Source organism: Streptomyces sp. NPDC051822 (genome assembly GCF_044452745.1).
GTDB lineage: Bacteria > Actinomycetota > Actinomycetes > Streptomycetales > Streptomycetaceae > Streptomyces.
On record NZ_JBITBZ010000020.1, the window covers coordinates 37318 to 52662 of the forward strand.

At 73.1% G+C, this 15345-nt stretch carries 9 protein-coding genes and 1 pseudogene; 5 read left to right on the plus strand and 5 right to left on the minus strand.

What is annotated here, in order from left to right:
- Positions 1-26: 26 nt before the first annotated feature.
- Together ACIA8N_RS35695 and ACIA8N_RS35700 are read left to right on the plus strand one after the other, a co-directional pair.
- Positions 27-1556: an MFS transporter gene (locus ACIA8N_RS35695; RefSeq protein ID WP_365783010.1), complete on the plus strand. Its 1530-nt coding sequence runs from the start codon at positions 27-29 to the stop codon at positions 1554-1556.
- A gap of 143 nt (positions 1557-1699) precedes the next feature.
- Positions 1700-2983 (plus strand): annotated as a pseudogene (locus ACIA8N_RS35700) (MFS transporter); the annotation flags it as partial.
- Between the two features lie 292 nt (positions 2984-3275).
- On the opposite strand, the gene gdhA reads toward ACIA8N_RS35700, so the two are convergent.
- Together gdhA and ACIA8N_RS35710 are read right to left on the minus strand one after the other, a co-directional pair.
- Complete coding sequence (gene gdhA, locus ACIA8N_RS35705) at positions 3276-4616, minus strand: NADP-specific glutamate dehydrogenase (protein WP_365783028.1); 1341 nt, start codon at positions 4614-4616, stop codon at positions 3276-3278.
- A gap of 65 nt (positions 4617-4681) precedes the next feature.
- Complete coding sequence (locus tag ACIA8N_RS35710; protein ID WP_365783012.1) at positions 4682-5521, minus strand: AfsR/SARP family transcriptional regulator; 840 nt, start codon at positions 5519-5521, stop codon at positions 4682-4684.
- A gap of 438 nt (positions 5522-5959) precedes the next feature.
- Between ACIA8N_RS35710 and ACIA8N_RS35715 the strand changes: the two genes are divergently transcribed.
- Positions 5960-7195, plus strand: a complete 1236-nt coding sequence (locus ACIA8N_RS35715; protein ID WP_365783014.1) for a transposase — start codon at positions 5960-5962, stop codon at positions 7193-7195.
- A 137-nt stretch (positions 7196-7332) separates the two neighbouring features.
- Positions 7333-8166 carry an AfsR/SARP family transcriptional regulator gene (locus ACIA8N_RS35720; RefSeq protein ID WP_365783016.1) on the plus strand — a complete coding sequence of 278 codons (834 nt, stop codon included), beginning with the start codon at positions 7333-7335 and terminating at the stop codon, positions 8164-8166.
- Between the two features lie 58 nt (positions 8167-8224).
- On the opposite strand, the gene ACIA8N_RS35725 is transcribed toward ACIA8N_RS35720, so the two are convergent.
- Complete coding sequence (locus ACIA8N_RS35725) at positions 8225-8905, minus strand: ScbR family autoregulator-binding transcription factor (protein ID WP_245685118.1); 681 nt, start codon at positions 8903-8905, stop codon at positions 8225-8227.
- A gap of 163 nt (positions 8906-9068) precedes the next feature.
- Here ACIA8N_RS35725 and ACIA8N_RS35730 point away from each other — a divergent pair, with 163 nt between their 5' ends.
- Positions 9069-9923 (plus strand): ScbA/BarX family gamma-butyrolactone biosynthesis protein, encoded by an 855-nt coding sequence (locus ACIA8N_RS35730; RefSeq protein WP_365783018.1) that lies wholly within the window; start codon positions 9069-9071, stop codon positions 9921-9923.
- A 43-nt stretch (positions 9924-9966) separates the two neighbouring features.
- Here ACIA8N_RS35730 and ACIA8N_RS35735 read toward each other — a convergent pair whose 3' ends face one another.
- Both ACIA8N_RS35735 and ACIA8N_RS35740 read right to left on the minus strand, forming a co-directional pair.
- Positions 9967-10737: a glucose 1-dehydrogenase gene (locus tag ACIA8N_RS35735; protein ID WP_365783020.1), complete on the minus strand. Its 771-nt coding sequence runs from the start codon at positions 10735-10737 to the stop codon at positions 9967-9969.
- A 159-nt stretch (positions 10738-10896) separates the two neighbouring features.
- Complete coding sequence (locus tag ACIA8N_RS35740) at positions 10897-15342, minus strand: thioester reductase domain-containing protein (RefSeq protein WP_365783030.1); 4446 nt, start codon at positions 15340-15342, stop codon at positions 10897-10899.
- Positions 15343-15345 lie beyond the last annotated feature (3 nt).

A 15345-nucleotide genomic window follows, 5' to 3' on the forward strand; every position in this document is an offset into this window, starting at 1 on the left:
CCAGGAATCGAGGAATCGAGGACCCCATGTCTCGCGAATCCCGTAACACTCGTCCCAGTAGCCCCGGGTCGCGCGACCTGGCGGAGGGCGCGGACCGCGCCGGGAACGCCCCTGACTCGCGTCGATGGCTGGCGCTCACCCTGCTGGTCGCCGCGTTCTTCATGGTGATCGTCGACTCGCAGATCGTCATGCTCGCGCTGCCCGCCATCGAGACGGAGCTGGGCTTCGCGGCCGGCGGCGTCCAGTGGGTGATGAGCGCCTACCTGCTGAGCTTCGGCGGTCTGCTGATGTTCGGCGGTCGTACCGCCGACCTGCTCGGCGGGCGCAAGATGTTCCTGCTCGGCACCGCGCTGTTCGGTGTCGCCTCGGTCCTCTGCGGTCTCGCCTGGACCGACGAGGTGCTGATCACGGCCCGTGTCGTCCAGGGTGTGGCCGCCGCCGTCATGACGCCGACCGCCATGGCCGTGCTGATGCACACCTTCGCCGAGGGTCCCGAGCGCAACAAGGCGCTGGGCATCTGGACCGGTGTCGGCGCGTTCGGTGCCACCGCGGCGCTGCTCATCGGTGGTCCGATCACCGATGGTCTGGGCTGGGAGTGGATCTTCTACATCAACGTCCCTGTGGTCGCCGCGGTGCTGATCTTCGGCCCGCGTCTGCTGAAGGAGACCCCGGTCCGTCAGGGACGCCGTCAGTTCGACCCGGCCGGCGCCGTGACCATCACGGCCGCGATCGCTCTCCTGGTGTACGCGGTCTCCGAAGCCCCGCTCATCGGCTGGGGCAGCGGTCAGACGATCGGCATGCTGATCGCCGCCGCCGTGCTGCTCGTCATCTTCACCGTCATCGAGGCCAAGTCGCAGGCTCCGCTGATCCCGCTGCGGATCTTCCGCTCCCCCACCGTGGTCGGCGGCAACATCCTGATGATCATCGTCGCCATGGCGGTGTACGGCGGTGCGCTCATCACCTCGCTCTACGCCCAGCAGGTCCTCGGCTACAGCGCCGTCAAGTTCGGTCTGTCGACCGCCGTGTACGCGGTGATGTCGATCATCGGCGCCAACGTCAGCGCCCGGCTGGTCGCCAAGGTCGGCTACAAGCCGATCGCCATCGTCGGTATGACCCTGCTCTCCGTGGGTCTGCTCATGCTGACGCAGATCGACCCGAACGGCGGCTACTGGAGCGACCTGTTCTTCGGTCTGGTCATCTTCGGCGCCGGTATCGGTTCCACGAACGTGGCCGCCGCGGTCGCCTCCCTCACGGGTGCCAAGCCGGAGGAGTCCGGTCTGGTGTCGGGCATCAACAACGCCGTCTTCCAGATCGGCGCCGCCCTCGGTATCGCGATCGCCTCCTCGGTGGCCTTCGCCTACACCACCGGTACGGACGCCAAGGGTCTGAACGACGGCTTCCAGGCCGGGTTCCTGGCCACGGCGGTCTTCGCCCTGGTCGGTCTCGTCACCGCGCTGCTCCTCCTGCTGAGCCGCAAGTCGGCTCAGCCGCAGGCCGTCGCCGGTGACACCGAGCCGGCCGAGGCGCCGAAGGCGCACGTGCCCGTCGGGCACTGACCGGCCCGCACGTCCCGTACCACCGCGCAGGGGTAGCCCGAGTTCCATCCGGGCTGCCCCTGCGCCGTTCCCCGGCCCTTTCTCCCGGCCCTGTTCCCCGGCCCCCTTCCCTGGCCCGTTCCCCGGCCCGTCAGGAGGACCCCATGTCGTCGGTCGCACGCCTCCCCGCCCTTCGTACGCCGACCGCGGCCAGAGCCGCCGGCCGGAGCCGCCGGTGGGCGCTGCTCGTGCTGCTCGCCGCGGTGTTCATGACGACGCTCGACTTCTTCATCGTCAACGCCGTGGCCCCGGCGACCCGGCGGGACCTGGGCGCCGGGCAGGCGGCCATGCAGTCCGTCCTGATCGGGTACGGCCTGGCGTACGCCATCGGGCTGATCACCGCGGGGAGACTGGGCGATCTGTACGGGCCCCGGCGGGTGTTCACGGTGGGGCTCGCGCTGTTCACCGCCGCGTCCACGGCCTGCGGTCTGGCGGCCGGGGTGGAGATGCTGGTGGCGGCGCGGATCGCGCAGGGCGTCGCCGCCGCCCTGATGGCCCCGCAGGTCCTGGCCCTGATGGGCCGGTTGTTCGAGGGCGCGGACCGGGCCCGTGCCTTCGCCTGGTACGGGGCGACCGTGGGGGTCGCCGGCACGGGCGGGCAGGCCGTCGGCGGGCTGCTGCTCGCGGTCGACCCGGGCGGGCTCGGCTGGCGCGCCTCCTTCCTCATCAACATCCCGCTCGGCGTGCTCGCGCTCGCCCTCCTCCGGCTGCTGCCGGCCGACGGCCCCGGGCGGCGCGGCGGCCGGCGCCTCGATCCGGTGGGAACGCTGCTCTCCGCGGCCGGTCTCGTGGCGCTCGTGCTGCCGCTGGTGGTGGGCCGCGAGACGGGGTGGCCGACGTGGACGTGGCTCAGCCTCGCGCTGTCCGTGCCGCTGCTCGCCGGGTTCGCCGCGCACCAGCGCCGGCGGATCGCCGCGGGGCGCAGCCCGCTGCTCGATCCGGCGGTCTTCCGGGACCACGGTTTCACCCGGGGCGTGGTCTCCGTCGCGCTGTTGTTCGGCGGTTCGGCGGGGCTGACGTTCGTGCTGTCCCTCTATCTCCAGGAGGGCCGGGGGATGTCGCCGGTGACGGCGGGCCTGGTGGGTGTCGCGCTCAACGCCTCCTTCTTCGCGGCCTCGATGCAGACGGGCCGGCTGACGGGCCGGCTCGGCGGCCGGCTCGCAGTCCTGGGCGGAACGGTCCTCGCGGCGGGGCTCCTGCTGATCGGCTGGTCGGCCTCCTCGGTCGGGTCCGGCGGGCTGCCGTGGGGACTGGTCGCGGGTCTCTCGGTGACCGGCGCCGGCATGGGTCTGCTCATGGCCCCGCTGACGGCCGCGGCGCTGTCCGGGGTGCGGGCGCGGCTCACCGGGATGGCCGCGGGGGTGCTCGGGACGGCGCAGGAGACGGCGGGCGTCCTCGGCATCGCCGTGACGGGTCTCGTCTTCTTCCACCGGCTCGTGCCCGGCGGCGGCGCGACCCCGGGGACGGGCGCGGCGGACTGGCTGCCCGCCTTCCGTACGGCGACGGTGCTCCTCGCCGTCGCCGCGCTCGCGATAGCGGTGATCGCCCTGTCGGCCGCCCGCCGCCGGGCCCGTGACCCCGGGCCCGGGCCGGAGGCGGGGGTGGGGGCGGAGGCCGCCGCCGGTGACGCCGCCGCGCCGTCGGCCGCGGACGTCGTCCCCGCCCCCGTGGCCGTACCCGTCAGACGAGGCCCTGGGCGAGCATCGCGTCGGCGACCCGTTCGAACCCGGCGATATTGGCGCCGACGACGTAGTCTCCGGGGGCCCCGTAGCGGTCCGCTGTCGCGCGGGCGGTCTCGTGGATATCGCGCATGATGCCCGCCAGCCGCGTCTCCACCTGCTCGAAGGTCCAGGTCTCCCTGCCCGCGTTCTGCTGCATCTCCAGGGCGCTGGTCGCCACGCCGCCCGCGTTGGCGGCCTTGCCCGGGCCGAAGAGGACTCCGGCCTCGCGCAGGACGCGGACCGCCTCGGGGGTGGTCGGCATGTTGGCGCCCTCGGAGACCGCCTTCACCCCGTTGCGTACGAGGGTGAGCGCGGCGTCGGCGTCCAGTTCGTTCTGGGTCGCCGAGGGCAGGGCCACGTCGGCGGGGACGTCCCAGACCCGGCCGCCCGGCACGTACCGGGCCGAGGCGCCGCGCCGCTCGGCGTAGTCGCCGACGCGGCCGCGCTCGTTCTCCTTGATCTCCTTGAGGAGGGCGAGGTCGATGCCCTTCTCGTCGACGACGTAACCCCCGGAGTCGGAGGCGGTGACGACGTGCGCGCCGAGCTGCTGGGCCTTCTGGATCGAGTAGAGGGCGACGTTGCCCGAACCGGAGACGGTGACCTGACGGCCCTCCAGGTCCTCGCCGCGGGTCCGCAGCATCTCCAGGGCGAAGAGGACGTTGCCGTATCCGGTCGCCTCGGCGCGGACCAGGGAGCCGCCCCAGCCGATGCCCTTGCCGGTCAGGACGCCCGGCTCCCAGCGGTTGGTGATGCGCCGGTACTGGCCGAAGAGGTAGCCGATCTCGCGACCGCCGACGCCGATGTCGCCCGCCGGGACGTCGGTGTGCTCGCCGAGGTGCCGGTGCAGCTCCGTCATGAACGACTGGCAGAAGCGCATCACCTCCGCGGCGGAGCGGCCGCGCGGGTCGAAGTCGCTGCCGCCCTTGCCGCCGCCGATGTTCAGGCCGGTGAGCGCGTTCTTGAAGATCTGCTCGAAGCCCAGGAACTTCACGGTGCCGAGCCCGACGGTGGGGTGGAACCGCAGGCCGCCCTTGTACGGGCCGAGCGCGCTGTTGAACTCCACCCGGAAGCCGCGGTTGACGTGGACGCGGCCGGCGTCGTCCTGCCACGGCACCCGGAACATGATCTGGCGCTCGGGCTCCACGATCCGCTCCAGGAGCCCCGCCTCCAGGAGCTCCGGGCGTGCGGTGAGCACCGGCTCCAGGGACTCCAGGACCTCGCCGAGCGCCTGGTGGAACTCGGGTTCGCCCGGGTTGCGCCGCAGCACCTCCGCGTGGAGGGGGCGCAGCAGGGCGGGCATGTCCTGGTGAGGGGGCTGGGTGGGAAGGGAGGGCATGAGGTTCTTTCCTGTTCGGGTGGGACGGTTCAGCCTGCGATGGCGACGGCGGCCTGGGACGCCGGGAGGCCGGTTCTGACGGGCCGGGGGCGCGGTGCCAGGGTCAGTTCGTTGCCGGTCGCGTTGAGGATCTCGGCCTGGAGCCGGCGCACGTCCGGTGAGGGGGTGAGGCCGAGTTCGCTCATGAGGAGGCGGTAGAGGTCTCCGTACGCCTCCAGGGCCTCGCCCCGGCGGCCGGAGCGGTGCAGCGCGGAGATGAGCTGGCCGTGGAACCACTCGTGGAGCGGGTAGGCGCTGACCAGGGTGCGCAGTTCGGGCAGGAGTTCACGGTGGCGCCCGAAGTGGTTCTCGACCTCGATGTGCAGTTCCAGGGCCCGTATGCGCAGCTCCTCCACGCGGGCGCTCCAGCCGGCGAGGGCGGAGCCGACGGAGATGTCGCTGAGGACGGGTCCGCGCCACAGGCTGAGGGCGCGGGTGAGGAAGTCGGCGGCGCGGTCGGGGGTGCCTTCGGCGAACTCCCACTGGGCCCGTCTGACGAAGCCCTCGAAGCCCTTGACGTCGACCTCGTCGTCGTTCACCTGCAGGAGGTAGCCGGGGGCCCGGGTGACGAGCAGCTCCCGGTCGGGCGAGGTGACGGCCTCGTCGGCGAAGAGGCGGCGGGCCTGCGAGACATGGGTGTGGACGATCTTGAGGGCGCTCGGGGGCGCGTCGTCGCCCCACAGTTCCTGGACGAGGGCGTCGATGGACACGGTCTCGCGGGGCTGGACCGCCAGGAGCGCCAGCATCTGGCGGATCCTCGGTGCGCCGGGGGCGAGCTCTCGGCCGTCGTCCGTGGTGATCTCGAACGGACCGATGAGATTGAACTGCACTGCACACGCTCCTGTTCGGGTCGTCGGCGTCCGCTTCGCATGTGCCTCGGCGTCGACTGCACACGGTAGCCACGTTCGTCGGGCGGCCCACGGCCCTGGGCCGAGAGAGTGTCAATTGGGTTCGGCAGGGCGGTGGTTGGCGTGTCGCGGGCTTCTCGCGTGGTAGCGGAGCGGCGCGCCCGTCCGTACGAGGTCCGCGGAGGGCCGGATGGCCGACACATGACCACGGTGTGTCTGCACGGTCGCGGTAGGTGATCTTCCGGTGCTTTCCCTCTCCTGACTGCCGTGTTCGAGGAGTTCCGGGCGTCGAAGATGGCCATAACAAACCGGGTGTGTGGTTTCATTTGCTGTATGGCTCGCCGCGCGGCTCCTCGCACGGCATGGCTTCCCTCGGCGTGCCATGACCGGAGACGGACGCCACGGTTTCGCAGGGAGTTGATGGAGATGCACGCGACCTCGGACAGCCCGACGTTCCCCGAGACGCTCACCGGGGTGCCCCTCGACCTGTTCGCCTCGCTGCCTCGCAGCGACCAGCGGCTGAAGGCCGAGGAGTACGTCGCCGGGCTGCTCGCCGCGCACGGGCGCAAGACCCTGCGCAACGTGGCGGACCAGTTCGGCGGCGAGGCGGCCCGCAAGCAGAGCGTGCACCACTTCATCAGCGAGTCCTCCTGGGAGTGGGAGCCCGTCCGCCGCGGTCTCGCCCGGCACGCCGACGAGCTGCTCGACCCGCAGGCCTGGGTGGTGCGGCCCACCGTCGTGCCCAAGGCGGGCGGCCACTCGGTCGGCGTGGCGGAGTACTTCGTGCCGGCGCTCGGACGGACCGTCACCGGGCAGCAGTCCTACGGCGCGTGGCTGGCCTCGCCCGCCGCGGGCGTGCCGGTGAACTGGCAGCTCGTCCTGCCGGCCGACTGGGTCGAGGACGACTCCCGGCGGCGGCGGGCCCACATCCCCGAGACCAGCCGGGCCCTGAGCCCGGAGGAGAACGCGGGCGACGTCGCCCTGCGCGCCGCCCGCTCCCTGCCCGGGACACCCCACCCGGTGGTGCTCGACGCCCCCGGCCTCGATCCGCTGCGGATGGGCCGGCACTTCGAGGCAGCCGGCATCCCGCTGCTGCAGCGCGTCGACGACCGGATACGGCTCCGGGTGGACCCGCTGGCCCTCCCGGGCCACGGCGTCCTCCCGCACACGCCGGGCCGGCTCGTCGCCTCGCTGCGCCGACTCTGGCGGCCGTACGCCCCGCTCACGGGGGGCGGCCGGAGCCTGACGATGACCGTGCCGGTCACCCTGCACGAGGCGCGGGACGGCGGCGGCGGCCGGGAGGCGGGAGGGGCGCGGCTCCTGGTGGCCCAGTGGCCCGAGGCCGACCCGTCCGCCGTCCGGCTGTGGCTGGCGGACCCCGGGATGCGTCCCGGCGACGCGCTGCGGTTCGCCGCGCTCGCCGAGGTGGTGGACCGCGACGACGCCCTGGCCAGTGCGCGGGTCGGGCTGCGGGACTTCGCCGGCCGGTCCTTCCAGGGCTGGCACCGGCACATCACGCTCGCCTCGGTCGCCCATCTCGCCTGCGTACGGGCGGGCGGCGCGGCGGCGGGGACGGTGGGGGCCGCCGCCCACCGGGGCATGGCCAGGGCCCGCGTGGGCGCCGCCGGACGGCCGCTGTTGCTCAGGGCCGGCTGACGTGCCGAGCGTTTTTTCATGACCTCAAAACAGACCGTGTACCCCGTTTTTACTTCGTATTCACTCGTACCGGGCGCCGGAAAGCCCCGCGCCCGTGGCCGGCACGCCTGCGACGTCACCTTGAAGGAGAGTGCGTCATGCGGTTCACCCTCATGGGACCGTTCCAGATCATCGCCGACGACGGTGAGGTCCTTCCGGCGGCGACGCCCAAGGTCTCCCAGATCCTGGCCCTGCTCCTCACCCACGCCAACGACCTCGTCACGCCGGACACGTTCATCCAGGAGCTGTGGCAGCACAGCCCGCCCCGCTCCGCGCTCAACACCGTGCAGACCTACGTCCACCACGCGCGCCGGCTGCTGACGGGGGACGCCCGCCCGGACTCCGAACACTCGCTGCTGACCACGCGGTTCGGCGGCTACACCATGCACGTCGACGACTCGGCCATCGACATCAAAGTCTTCGAACGGCTCGTCGCACGGGGCAGGGACGACCTCGGGGCGGGCCGGTACGAGGCGGCGGCCGACGCCGTCGCCCTGGCGCTCGGCCTGTGGCGCGGCCCGGTCCTCTCCAACGTACCGACGGGCGACGTGCTCGCCGGCCGGGTGGTCCACCTGGAGGAGCTGCGGATCAGGGCCCTTGAGCTGCGGATCGAGGCGATGCGGCGGCTCGGGCGGCTGCGCGAACTCGTCCCCGAACTGCGCACGCTGGTCCACGACTACCCGCTCAACGAGTGGTTCCACGGCCAGCTGATCGCCGCCCTGCACCAGGCGGGGCGGCGCGCCGAGGCGCTCGACGCCTACCGGACGGTCCGGCGGATCCTCCGCGAGGAGCTGGGGCTCGAACCGTCGCCCGACATCCAGTGGCTGCACCAGCGGGTGCTGAGCCCGTCACGGGTCCCGGTGACACCGCCCGCGCAGCGCGGGGGCGGCGCGGTGGTGGTGCCGCTGTGGGAGTCGGCCCGTACGGGGTGAGGGGTGGGGTGGCCGGGGGCCCTCAGCGGGTCAGGCCCGGTGGGGTGGCCGGGGGCCCTCAGCGGGTCAGGCCGACGGTGGACTCGGCCGTCTCCGCCCGCCAGGCGGGCATGTCGTCGTAGAGGTGGGCGGCCCTGGCGGACGACACCTCCAAGCGTGGCAGGACGGTGGGGGTCGCGACGGCGGGCAGGAGGAGCTGGAGGAGCACGGCGACCTCACCGGGCAGGTCACGGCCGCCGGCGAGCCCTTCGCTCACCACGCGGACACCGGTCCAGGTGCACACGAGCATGCGGGCGATCTCGGCCTCGTCGACGTGCGGGAGGACCTCACCCCGCCCCTTGGCGTCCCTCAGGATTCCGGTGAGCAGCTCGATCCAGTCGGGCCAGGCGGTGCCGAACTGGCGGCGGGACTGGAGGTCGACCGCCAGCCGCAGGGCCGCGCTCAGCATGGGTTCGCGGGGCAGCCGGTAGGCGAGCAGCAGCAGGGTGTCGATCATCTCCTGCAGCTTGAGGGCCTGCGGGCGTACGCCGTCGGTGGTCACGGCGGCGTCGAGGACGCCGCGCGCGAGATCCCCCTTGGAGGGGAAGTGGAAGTACAGGGCTCCCTTGGTCACTTCGGCCCGCTCCAGGACCTCGGCGATGGTCGTCGACTCGTAGCCTCGCTCGTCGAAGATCACAGCGGCGGTCTCCAGGATGACCCTCCGGGTACGGATCGCACGTTCCTGCTGCGCCACAGCCACCCACCCCTCGTACTCGTGTTCTGAACTACCTTGAAAAGGACCGGTTACCCGGTATCTTATCTTGCGTCGGAACCCGGCACCTCAATCTAGGCCTGACCCAGGGGGGATCATGCCCAAAGCCCTGCTCTCCGATCGCCGACGGCACACCCATGCCATCCATCGGATGGCCGCACCCGTCCCGACCGTGCCCCAGGAGTACGTACACCTGCGCGAAACGGACGCCATCCTGCTCACGAACTGGTCCGCGCTGGGATCGGATCGCTACGCGGTGACCGCGCAATGGCCCGACGGGGGCGTCTACGGGAATTCGGTACCGCTGCTGATCACCCAGACGATCCGCCAGAGCGCCCTGCTCATCGGGCATGCGGAGTTAGGCGTACCGCTCAAGCACCAGACCCTGATGGAGTGGATGGACTTCAACGTCTCCGAGGATTTTTACGATCCCAAAAACAAACCGGACAACCTGTTCATTCTTTTGACCTGTACGCCCAACAACCCGCGCTCGTCCCGCGTCGAACTGTCGATCCTGTCGGAAGGCCGGCTGGTCGCGGAGTCGCTGCTCGACTACAGCTGGATCGCGCCGGGGGCCTACCGCCGACTGCGCGGCGAACACGCCGAGGTCGCGTGGGGGGAGATCCTCCCGACCGCTCCCGTGCCGGCGCACACGGTGGGGCGCGCCGCCGACCACGAGGTCGTCCTGTCGCCGAGCGGCCTCCCGAACCGCTGGGAGCTGCGCTCGGACGTGACCAACCAGGCGCTGTACGACCACCGGGTCGACCACGTGCCCGGTCTGGTCCTGATCGAGGCGGCCTACCAGGCCACGCACGCCGTCACCGGGCCGGGCCGACCCCCCGTCCGGGTGATGAGCACCTTCGACCGCTACGTCGAGTTCGACGCTCCGTGCTGGATCGACGCCGCCGTCGTGCCGGCCCCGGACGAGGGCGTCGTCCGCGTCGAGGTCACCGGGGTACAGAACGGCGAGCGGACCTTCTCCGTCTACATGGACTGCGCCGGATAGGTCCGCTCGCGTACGAGCGGTGGTACGCCCGTCCTGTCGGTGGTCAGCGGTTGACGTAGCCGCCGTCCACCGGCAGGACGGTGCCCGTGACGTACGAGGCCCGGTCGCTGAGCAGCCAGGCCGCGGCCTCGGCCACCTCCTCGGGAGCGGCGGTCCGCGACTGCGGGATCGTCGCCTCGATCTCCTGCTCCAGGCCGGGGTTGCGCGAGAACCAGTCGGCCGTGATCTCACTGCGCGTCAGACCGGGCGCCACCGCGTTCACACGGATCTTCCGGTGGGCGTACTCGTCGGCCGCGGCGCGGGTGAAACCGACCACCGCGTGCTTGGACACCACGTACGGAGCGGCGGTGGGGATGGCCACGAGACCGCCCACGCTGCTGTTGTTGACGATGGCGCCGCCCTCGCCCGCGAGCATCGCGCCTATCTCGGCGCGCAGGCAGTTCCACAGGCCTCGGACGTTGGTGTCGAGGATGGCGTCGTAGACCTCGTCCCCCATCTCGTGGAGAGGCGTCCGGTCCCCGCCGACGCCCGCGTTGTTGAAGGCCCCGTCGAGCCGGCCGAAACGTTCCGTCGCGTGTGCGACCGCCCGCCGCGCGTCCTCGGCGCGCGTCACGTCGCACACCACCGCCGAGGCCTCGAACCCCTTGTCGTTCAGCTCCGCCACCAGGGCGCCGAGCCGCTCCTCCCGGCGTGCGGCGAGCACCACCGACGCGCCTTCCCTCGCGAAGACGTACGCGGCCGCGGCACCGATGCCACTGCTCGCCCCCGTAATCAGAATCACCTTGTCACGCAGCATCTCACCCGTATCCAGCATGGCGCCGATGCTGCCACCGGACGGGTCGGTTCCGGCCACCTTCGGCCGAGGCGGGTAAAGGATGTGTCAAGTCGGAGGCCGGGGCGGTGGTCCGGGCCGGGGCACGCTGTCGCGCCCCGGCCCGGACCCCCGGATCAGACCCCGGCCCGGACCCCCGGATCAGACCCCGGCCGGCTCTCGTGTCCGCGCGGGCGGGAAGTGGCCCACCTCCACGAAGAACTCGACGTACTTGGCGAAGAGTTCGGCGGTCAGCGGCGGGCAGTCGACTCCGGTCCCCGCGAGGGCCGCGAGGGTCTCGGAGGTGTCGATCGGCGGGTAGAAGCCGTCGGTGTCCGAGGTCATCATCTCGAAGGCGTGCAGCAGCGGCCGGAGCGCGTTGTCGCCGTCCCCGCCGACCCGCTCGCTCCACGTGTCCCAGTCCTGCTCGGCCAGCTCGTAGCCGTGCGCCCGCAGGTACTCCACGCACTGGGCGAGGCTGAGGGAGCTCTGGTTGAAGAGGTGGAAGGTACGGCCGACGGTGTCCGGCCGCCGGGAGAGCGTGGTGATGGCGGCGCTGACGTAGTCGACCGGCAGCAGGTGGAACCGGCCGCTCGTGCCGGCGGGCACCGCCGCCGACTGGAGGATGCCCTTGAGGCTCAGCCAGACGAAGTCGCGGGTCTGGCAGGCGCCGCTGCGCGTGTCGCCGGATATGACGTCCACCCGGTAGACGGAGACCGGCAGGCCCCGGTCGCGGGCGATGCCGATGAGCTGCTCGGCGACCCACTTGCTCTGGAGGTAGCCGCTGGGCAGCGCCTCCGCCGGGCCGGTCGGGTCGGTCACCTTGAGCGGGACGCCCTCCTCCCGTACGCCGTCGAAGACGCCGACGGTGGACACGTAGTGCACGGGCACCGTGCGGTGACGGGCCGCCAGGCGCAGCACCTCCTCCGTACCGCGGACGTTGGCGTCCCGCAGCGCGGTGTACGGCTGCAGCCAGTGGACCCGGGCCCCGTTGTGGTAGACGGCGTCGACCGTCCGCGCCAGCGCGTCGAAGTCGTCCTCGGCGAGACCGAGCCGCTCCTCTGCGAGGTCGCCGAGGACCAGGGAGAGGCGGCTCTCGTCGACCTCGTCCCACAGCCGGTACCACTCCATGTTGGTCCGCAGCCTGGCCAGGGCCTCGTCCTGGTCGGCGCCGCGGACGAGGCAGTGGATCCGCGCCGTCGTCGTCCGCATCAGGTCGCGCAGCAGGAAGGCGCCGAGGAAGCCGGTCGCCCCGGTCAGCAGGACCTCGCGCGGGTCGTCGGCCGACCGTACGACCTCGTCCGCCGGGCGTACGTCCTCGGCGAGCCGCACCTCGGCCGCGAAGTCCACGGCGGGCGCCGCCGGGTCGCCGTCCGCTCCGGTCCCGCCGGCGAGCCGTCCGGAGACGAAGGCGGCCAGGGCGGCGGGGGTGGGGTGGTCGAAGACGAGCGTCGCGGGCAGCTTGGACCCGGCCAGCGCGCTCAGCCGGTTACGGAGCTCCACGGAGGTCAGCGAGTCGAAGCCGAGCTTCGTCAGCGGCTGGTCGGCGTTGACCGCGCTGGTGTCCGGGTGGCCGAGGACGGCCGCGATCCGGCCGAGGACCGCCTCCAGGACGGCCTGCTCGCGCTCGGGCCCGTCGAGCCCGGCGATCAGGTCCGCCAGCGAGCCGGTCGCGGTCGCGCCCTCCTCCGCGGCGGCCCGGCGGGCGGGCGCGGGCGCGAGGCCGGTGAGGACCACCGGGATACGGCCGGGCTGCTCCCGCAGGACGGCGATGTCCACCGGGGTGGCGACGACGTCCGGCAGGCCGAGCGCGAGCGCCCGGTCGAGCAGCGCGGGCCCCTGCGCCTGGGGGACGGGCAGGAAGCCGCTGCGGGCGATGCGGCCGAGGTCGGTCTCGCTGAGGTGGCCGCTCATGCCACCGGACTGCTCCCAGAGGCCCCAGGCCACGGAGGTGGCCGGCAGGCCGTGGGCCCGCCGGTGCTGGGCGAGGGCGTCGAGGAACTGGTTGGCGGCGGCGTAGTTGGACTGGCCGGGGCCGCCGACGACGGCCGCGATGGAGGAGAACAGGACGAAGGCGGTGACCTCAGCACGGTCCTGCGTGAGCCGGTGCAGGTTCCAGGCGGCGTCGGCCTTGGGCCGCAGCACGGCGTGCAGCCGCTCGGGGCCGAGCGTCGCGATCAGTCCGTCGTCCAGGACACCGGCGGCGTGGACGACGCCGGTGAGCGGACGGTCGGCGGGGATCGTGCCGAGGAGCGCGGCGAGCGCCGTGTGGTCGGCCGTGTCGCAGGCGGCGAGGGTGACCCGGGCGCCGAGCGCGGTGAGTTCGGCCGACAGCTCCCGGGCGCCGGGGGCGGCGGGGCCGCTGCGGCTGGTGAGCAGCAGGTGCCGCACACCGTGGACGGTCACCAGGTGGCGGGCGAAGAGGGCGCCGAGGCTGCCCGTACCGCCGGTGATGAGGACCGTGCCGTCCGGGTTCCAGGCCGGGGCGGCTCCGGGCGCGGGGGCGGCGGCCCGCGCGAGGCGGGGCACGAACGCCCGCCCGGCGCGCAGGGCTGCCTGCGGTTCGCCGGAGGAGACGAGGGCGGCGAGGAGGGCGGGGCCCCCGGAGCCGGGGGTGGTGGGGGCGTCAGTGTCGGTGAGGCCGTCCGTGTCGATGAGGGTGATGCGGCCCGTGTGTTCGGACTGGGCGGAGCGGAGCAGGCCCCAGACGGCCGCGCCGGGGAGGTCGGTGACGTCCTCGCCGTCGGCGGTGGCCACCGCGCCCGAGGTGACGACGGCGAGCCGCGTTCCCTCAAGACGCTCGTCGGCCAGCCATTCCTGTACCAGCGCGAGGACCCGCTCCGTCGTGGCGTGGACCGAGCCGGGCAGCGAACCCGCCGGCTCGGGCCCGACGCGGAGTACGACGACGGGGACGGACCGGCCGTCGGCGACGGCGGCGGCCACGTCGGCCGGGGTCGCGAAGTCGCCGCCGGCGCCGAGCGTGGCCGGCCGGGTCTCCCCCGCACCGGGCACGGCGAGGGGCGTCCAGTCCAGGTGGAACAGGGCGTCGCCGTGCCGGTCGACGGCGGTCGCGAGGTCGCCGCCGCCGACACCGCGCACCGCGGTCCCGGCGACGAGGGCGACGGGCTGTCCCGCCGGGTCGGAGAGTTCGACGCGCGCGTCCCCGGGGCCCTGCGGGGCGATGCGGACGCGGAGCGAGGTGGCACCGGTCGCGTGGAGCCGTACGCCGCGCCAGTGGCCTGCGAGCGGGGCGCCGTCCTCCGCCGCGTCGGACAGCAGGGGCCGTACCGCCGCGTCGAGGAGCGCCGGGTGCAGGGTGAACGTCTCCGCACCGGAAGCGGAAGTGGAACCGGAAGCGGAACCGGCCCCCGCACCGGCCTGCTCGGGCAGGACCGCCTCGGCGAAGAGCTCGTCGCCCCGGCGCCAGGCGGCCGTGAGGCCCTGGAAAGCCGGCCCGTACGCGAGGCCGGTCTCCGCGAGCCGGGCGTACAGCTCGTCGAGGGCGATCTCCTCTGCGTCGGCGGGCGGCCACGCGACCGGCTCGAACGCGGGCCCCTCGGCGGCGACGCTCAGCGTGCCGTGGGCGTGCGCGGTCCACGGCGCGTCGGGGTCGTCGGGGCGGCCGTGCACGGTGACCGGGCGGCGGCCGGTGGCGTCGAGGGCGCCCACACCGACCTGGAGCTGATGCGTGCCGCCCCCGGCGAGGACGAACGGGGCGTCGAGGACGAGTTCGTCGAGGAGCGTCGTCCCGAACTCGTCCCCGGCCCGGATCACGAGCTCCACGAGCGCGGCGGGCGGCAGCACCACGGAGCCGGAGACGGTGTGGTCCGCGAGCCACGGGTGGGTGCGCGGGGAGAACGTGCTGGTGAACACGGACCCGTCAGCGCCCGCGAGGGTGACGGCGGCGCCGAGCAGCGGGTGCCCGGTCGCCCGCAGACCGAGCCCGGCAGCGTCGGCGGAGGCGGCCGTCTGCTCGACCCAGTACCGCTGGTGCTGGAAGGCGTACGTGGGGAGGGGCACGCGGCGGGCTCCGGTGCCGGAGAAGAACGCGGCCCAGTCGACGGGGGCGCCGTGCTGGTGGAGCCGGCCGAGCACGGTGACGGCCGTGAGGGCCTCGGGCCGGTCGCGGCGCATGAGGGGGACGGCGGTGGGGACGAGGTCGGCCGCGAGGGCGGAGAGGATGCCGTCGGGGCCGAGTTCCAGGGTGGCGGTGACGCCCTGGGCGGCGAGGGTGTTCACGGCGTCGGCGAAGCGGACGGTGCCACGGACCTGGTCGGCCCAGTACTGGGCGGTACGGAGTTCCTGACCGGTGGCGACCTTGCCGGTAAGCGTCGAGACCACCGCGATACGGGGGGAGGCGTACGTCAGCCGGGACGCGACGGCCTTGAACTCCTCCAGCATCGGGTCCATCAGCGGCGAGTGGAAGGCATGGCTGACCGTCAGACGCTTCGTCTTGCGGCCCTGCTCCTCCAGACGCGAAGCCACCGCGAGAACCGCCGACTCCTCACCGGAGACCACGACGGACTGCGGCCCGTTGACCGCGGCGATCGACACCGGACCGTCCAGGAGCGGGAGGACCTCGTCCTCCGTCGCCTGCACGGCGACCATCGC

Bases quoted from the DNA above. Each gene is read 5' to 3' on its own strand.
- ACIA8N_RS35695 (WP_365783010.1), top strand. From the start codon at position 27: ATGTCTCGCGAATCCCGTAACACTCGTCCCAGTAGCCCCGGGTCGCGC.
- gdhA (WP_365783028.1), bottom strand. From the start codon at position 4,616: ATGCCCGCCCTGCTGCGCCCCCTCCACGCGGAGGTGCTGCGGCGCAAC.
- ACIA8N_RS35715 (WP_365783014.1), top strand. From the start codon at position 5,960: ATGGAGATGCACGCGACCTCGGACAGCCCGACGTTCCCCGAGACGCTC.
- ACIA8N_RS35720 (WP_365783016.1), top strand. From the start codon at position 7,333: ATGCGGTTCACCCTCATGGGACCGTTCCAGATCATCGCCGACGACGGT.
- ACIA8N_RS35730 (WP_365783018.1), top strand. From the start codon at position 9,069: ATGGCCGCACCCGTCCCGACCGTGCCCCAGGAGTACGTACACCTGCGC.
- ACIA8N_RS35735 (WP_365783020.1), bottom strand. From the start codon at position 10,737: ATGCTGGATACGGGTGAGATGCTGCGTGACAAGGTGATTCTGATTACG.
- ACIA8N_RS35740 (WP_365783030.1), bottom strand. From the start codon at position 15,342: ATGGTCGCCGTGCAGGCGACGGAGGACGAGGTCCTCCCGCTCCTGGAC.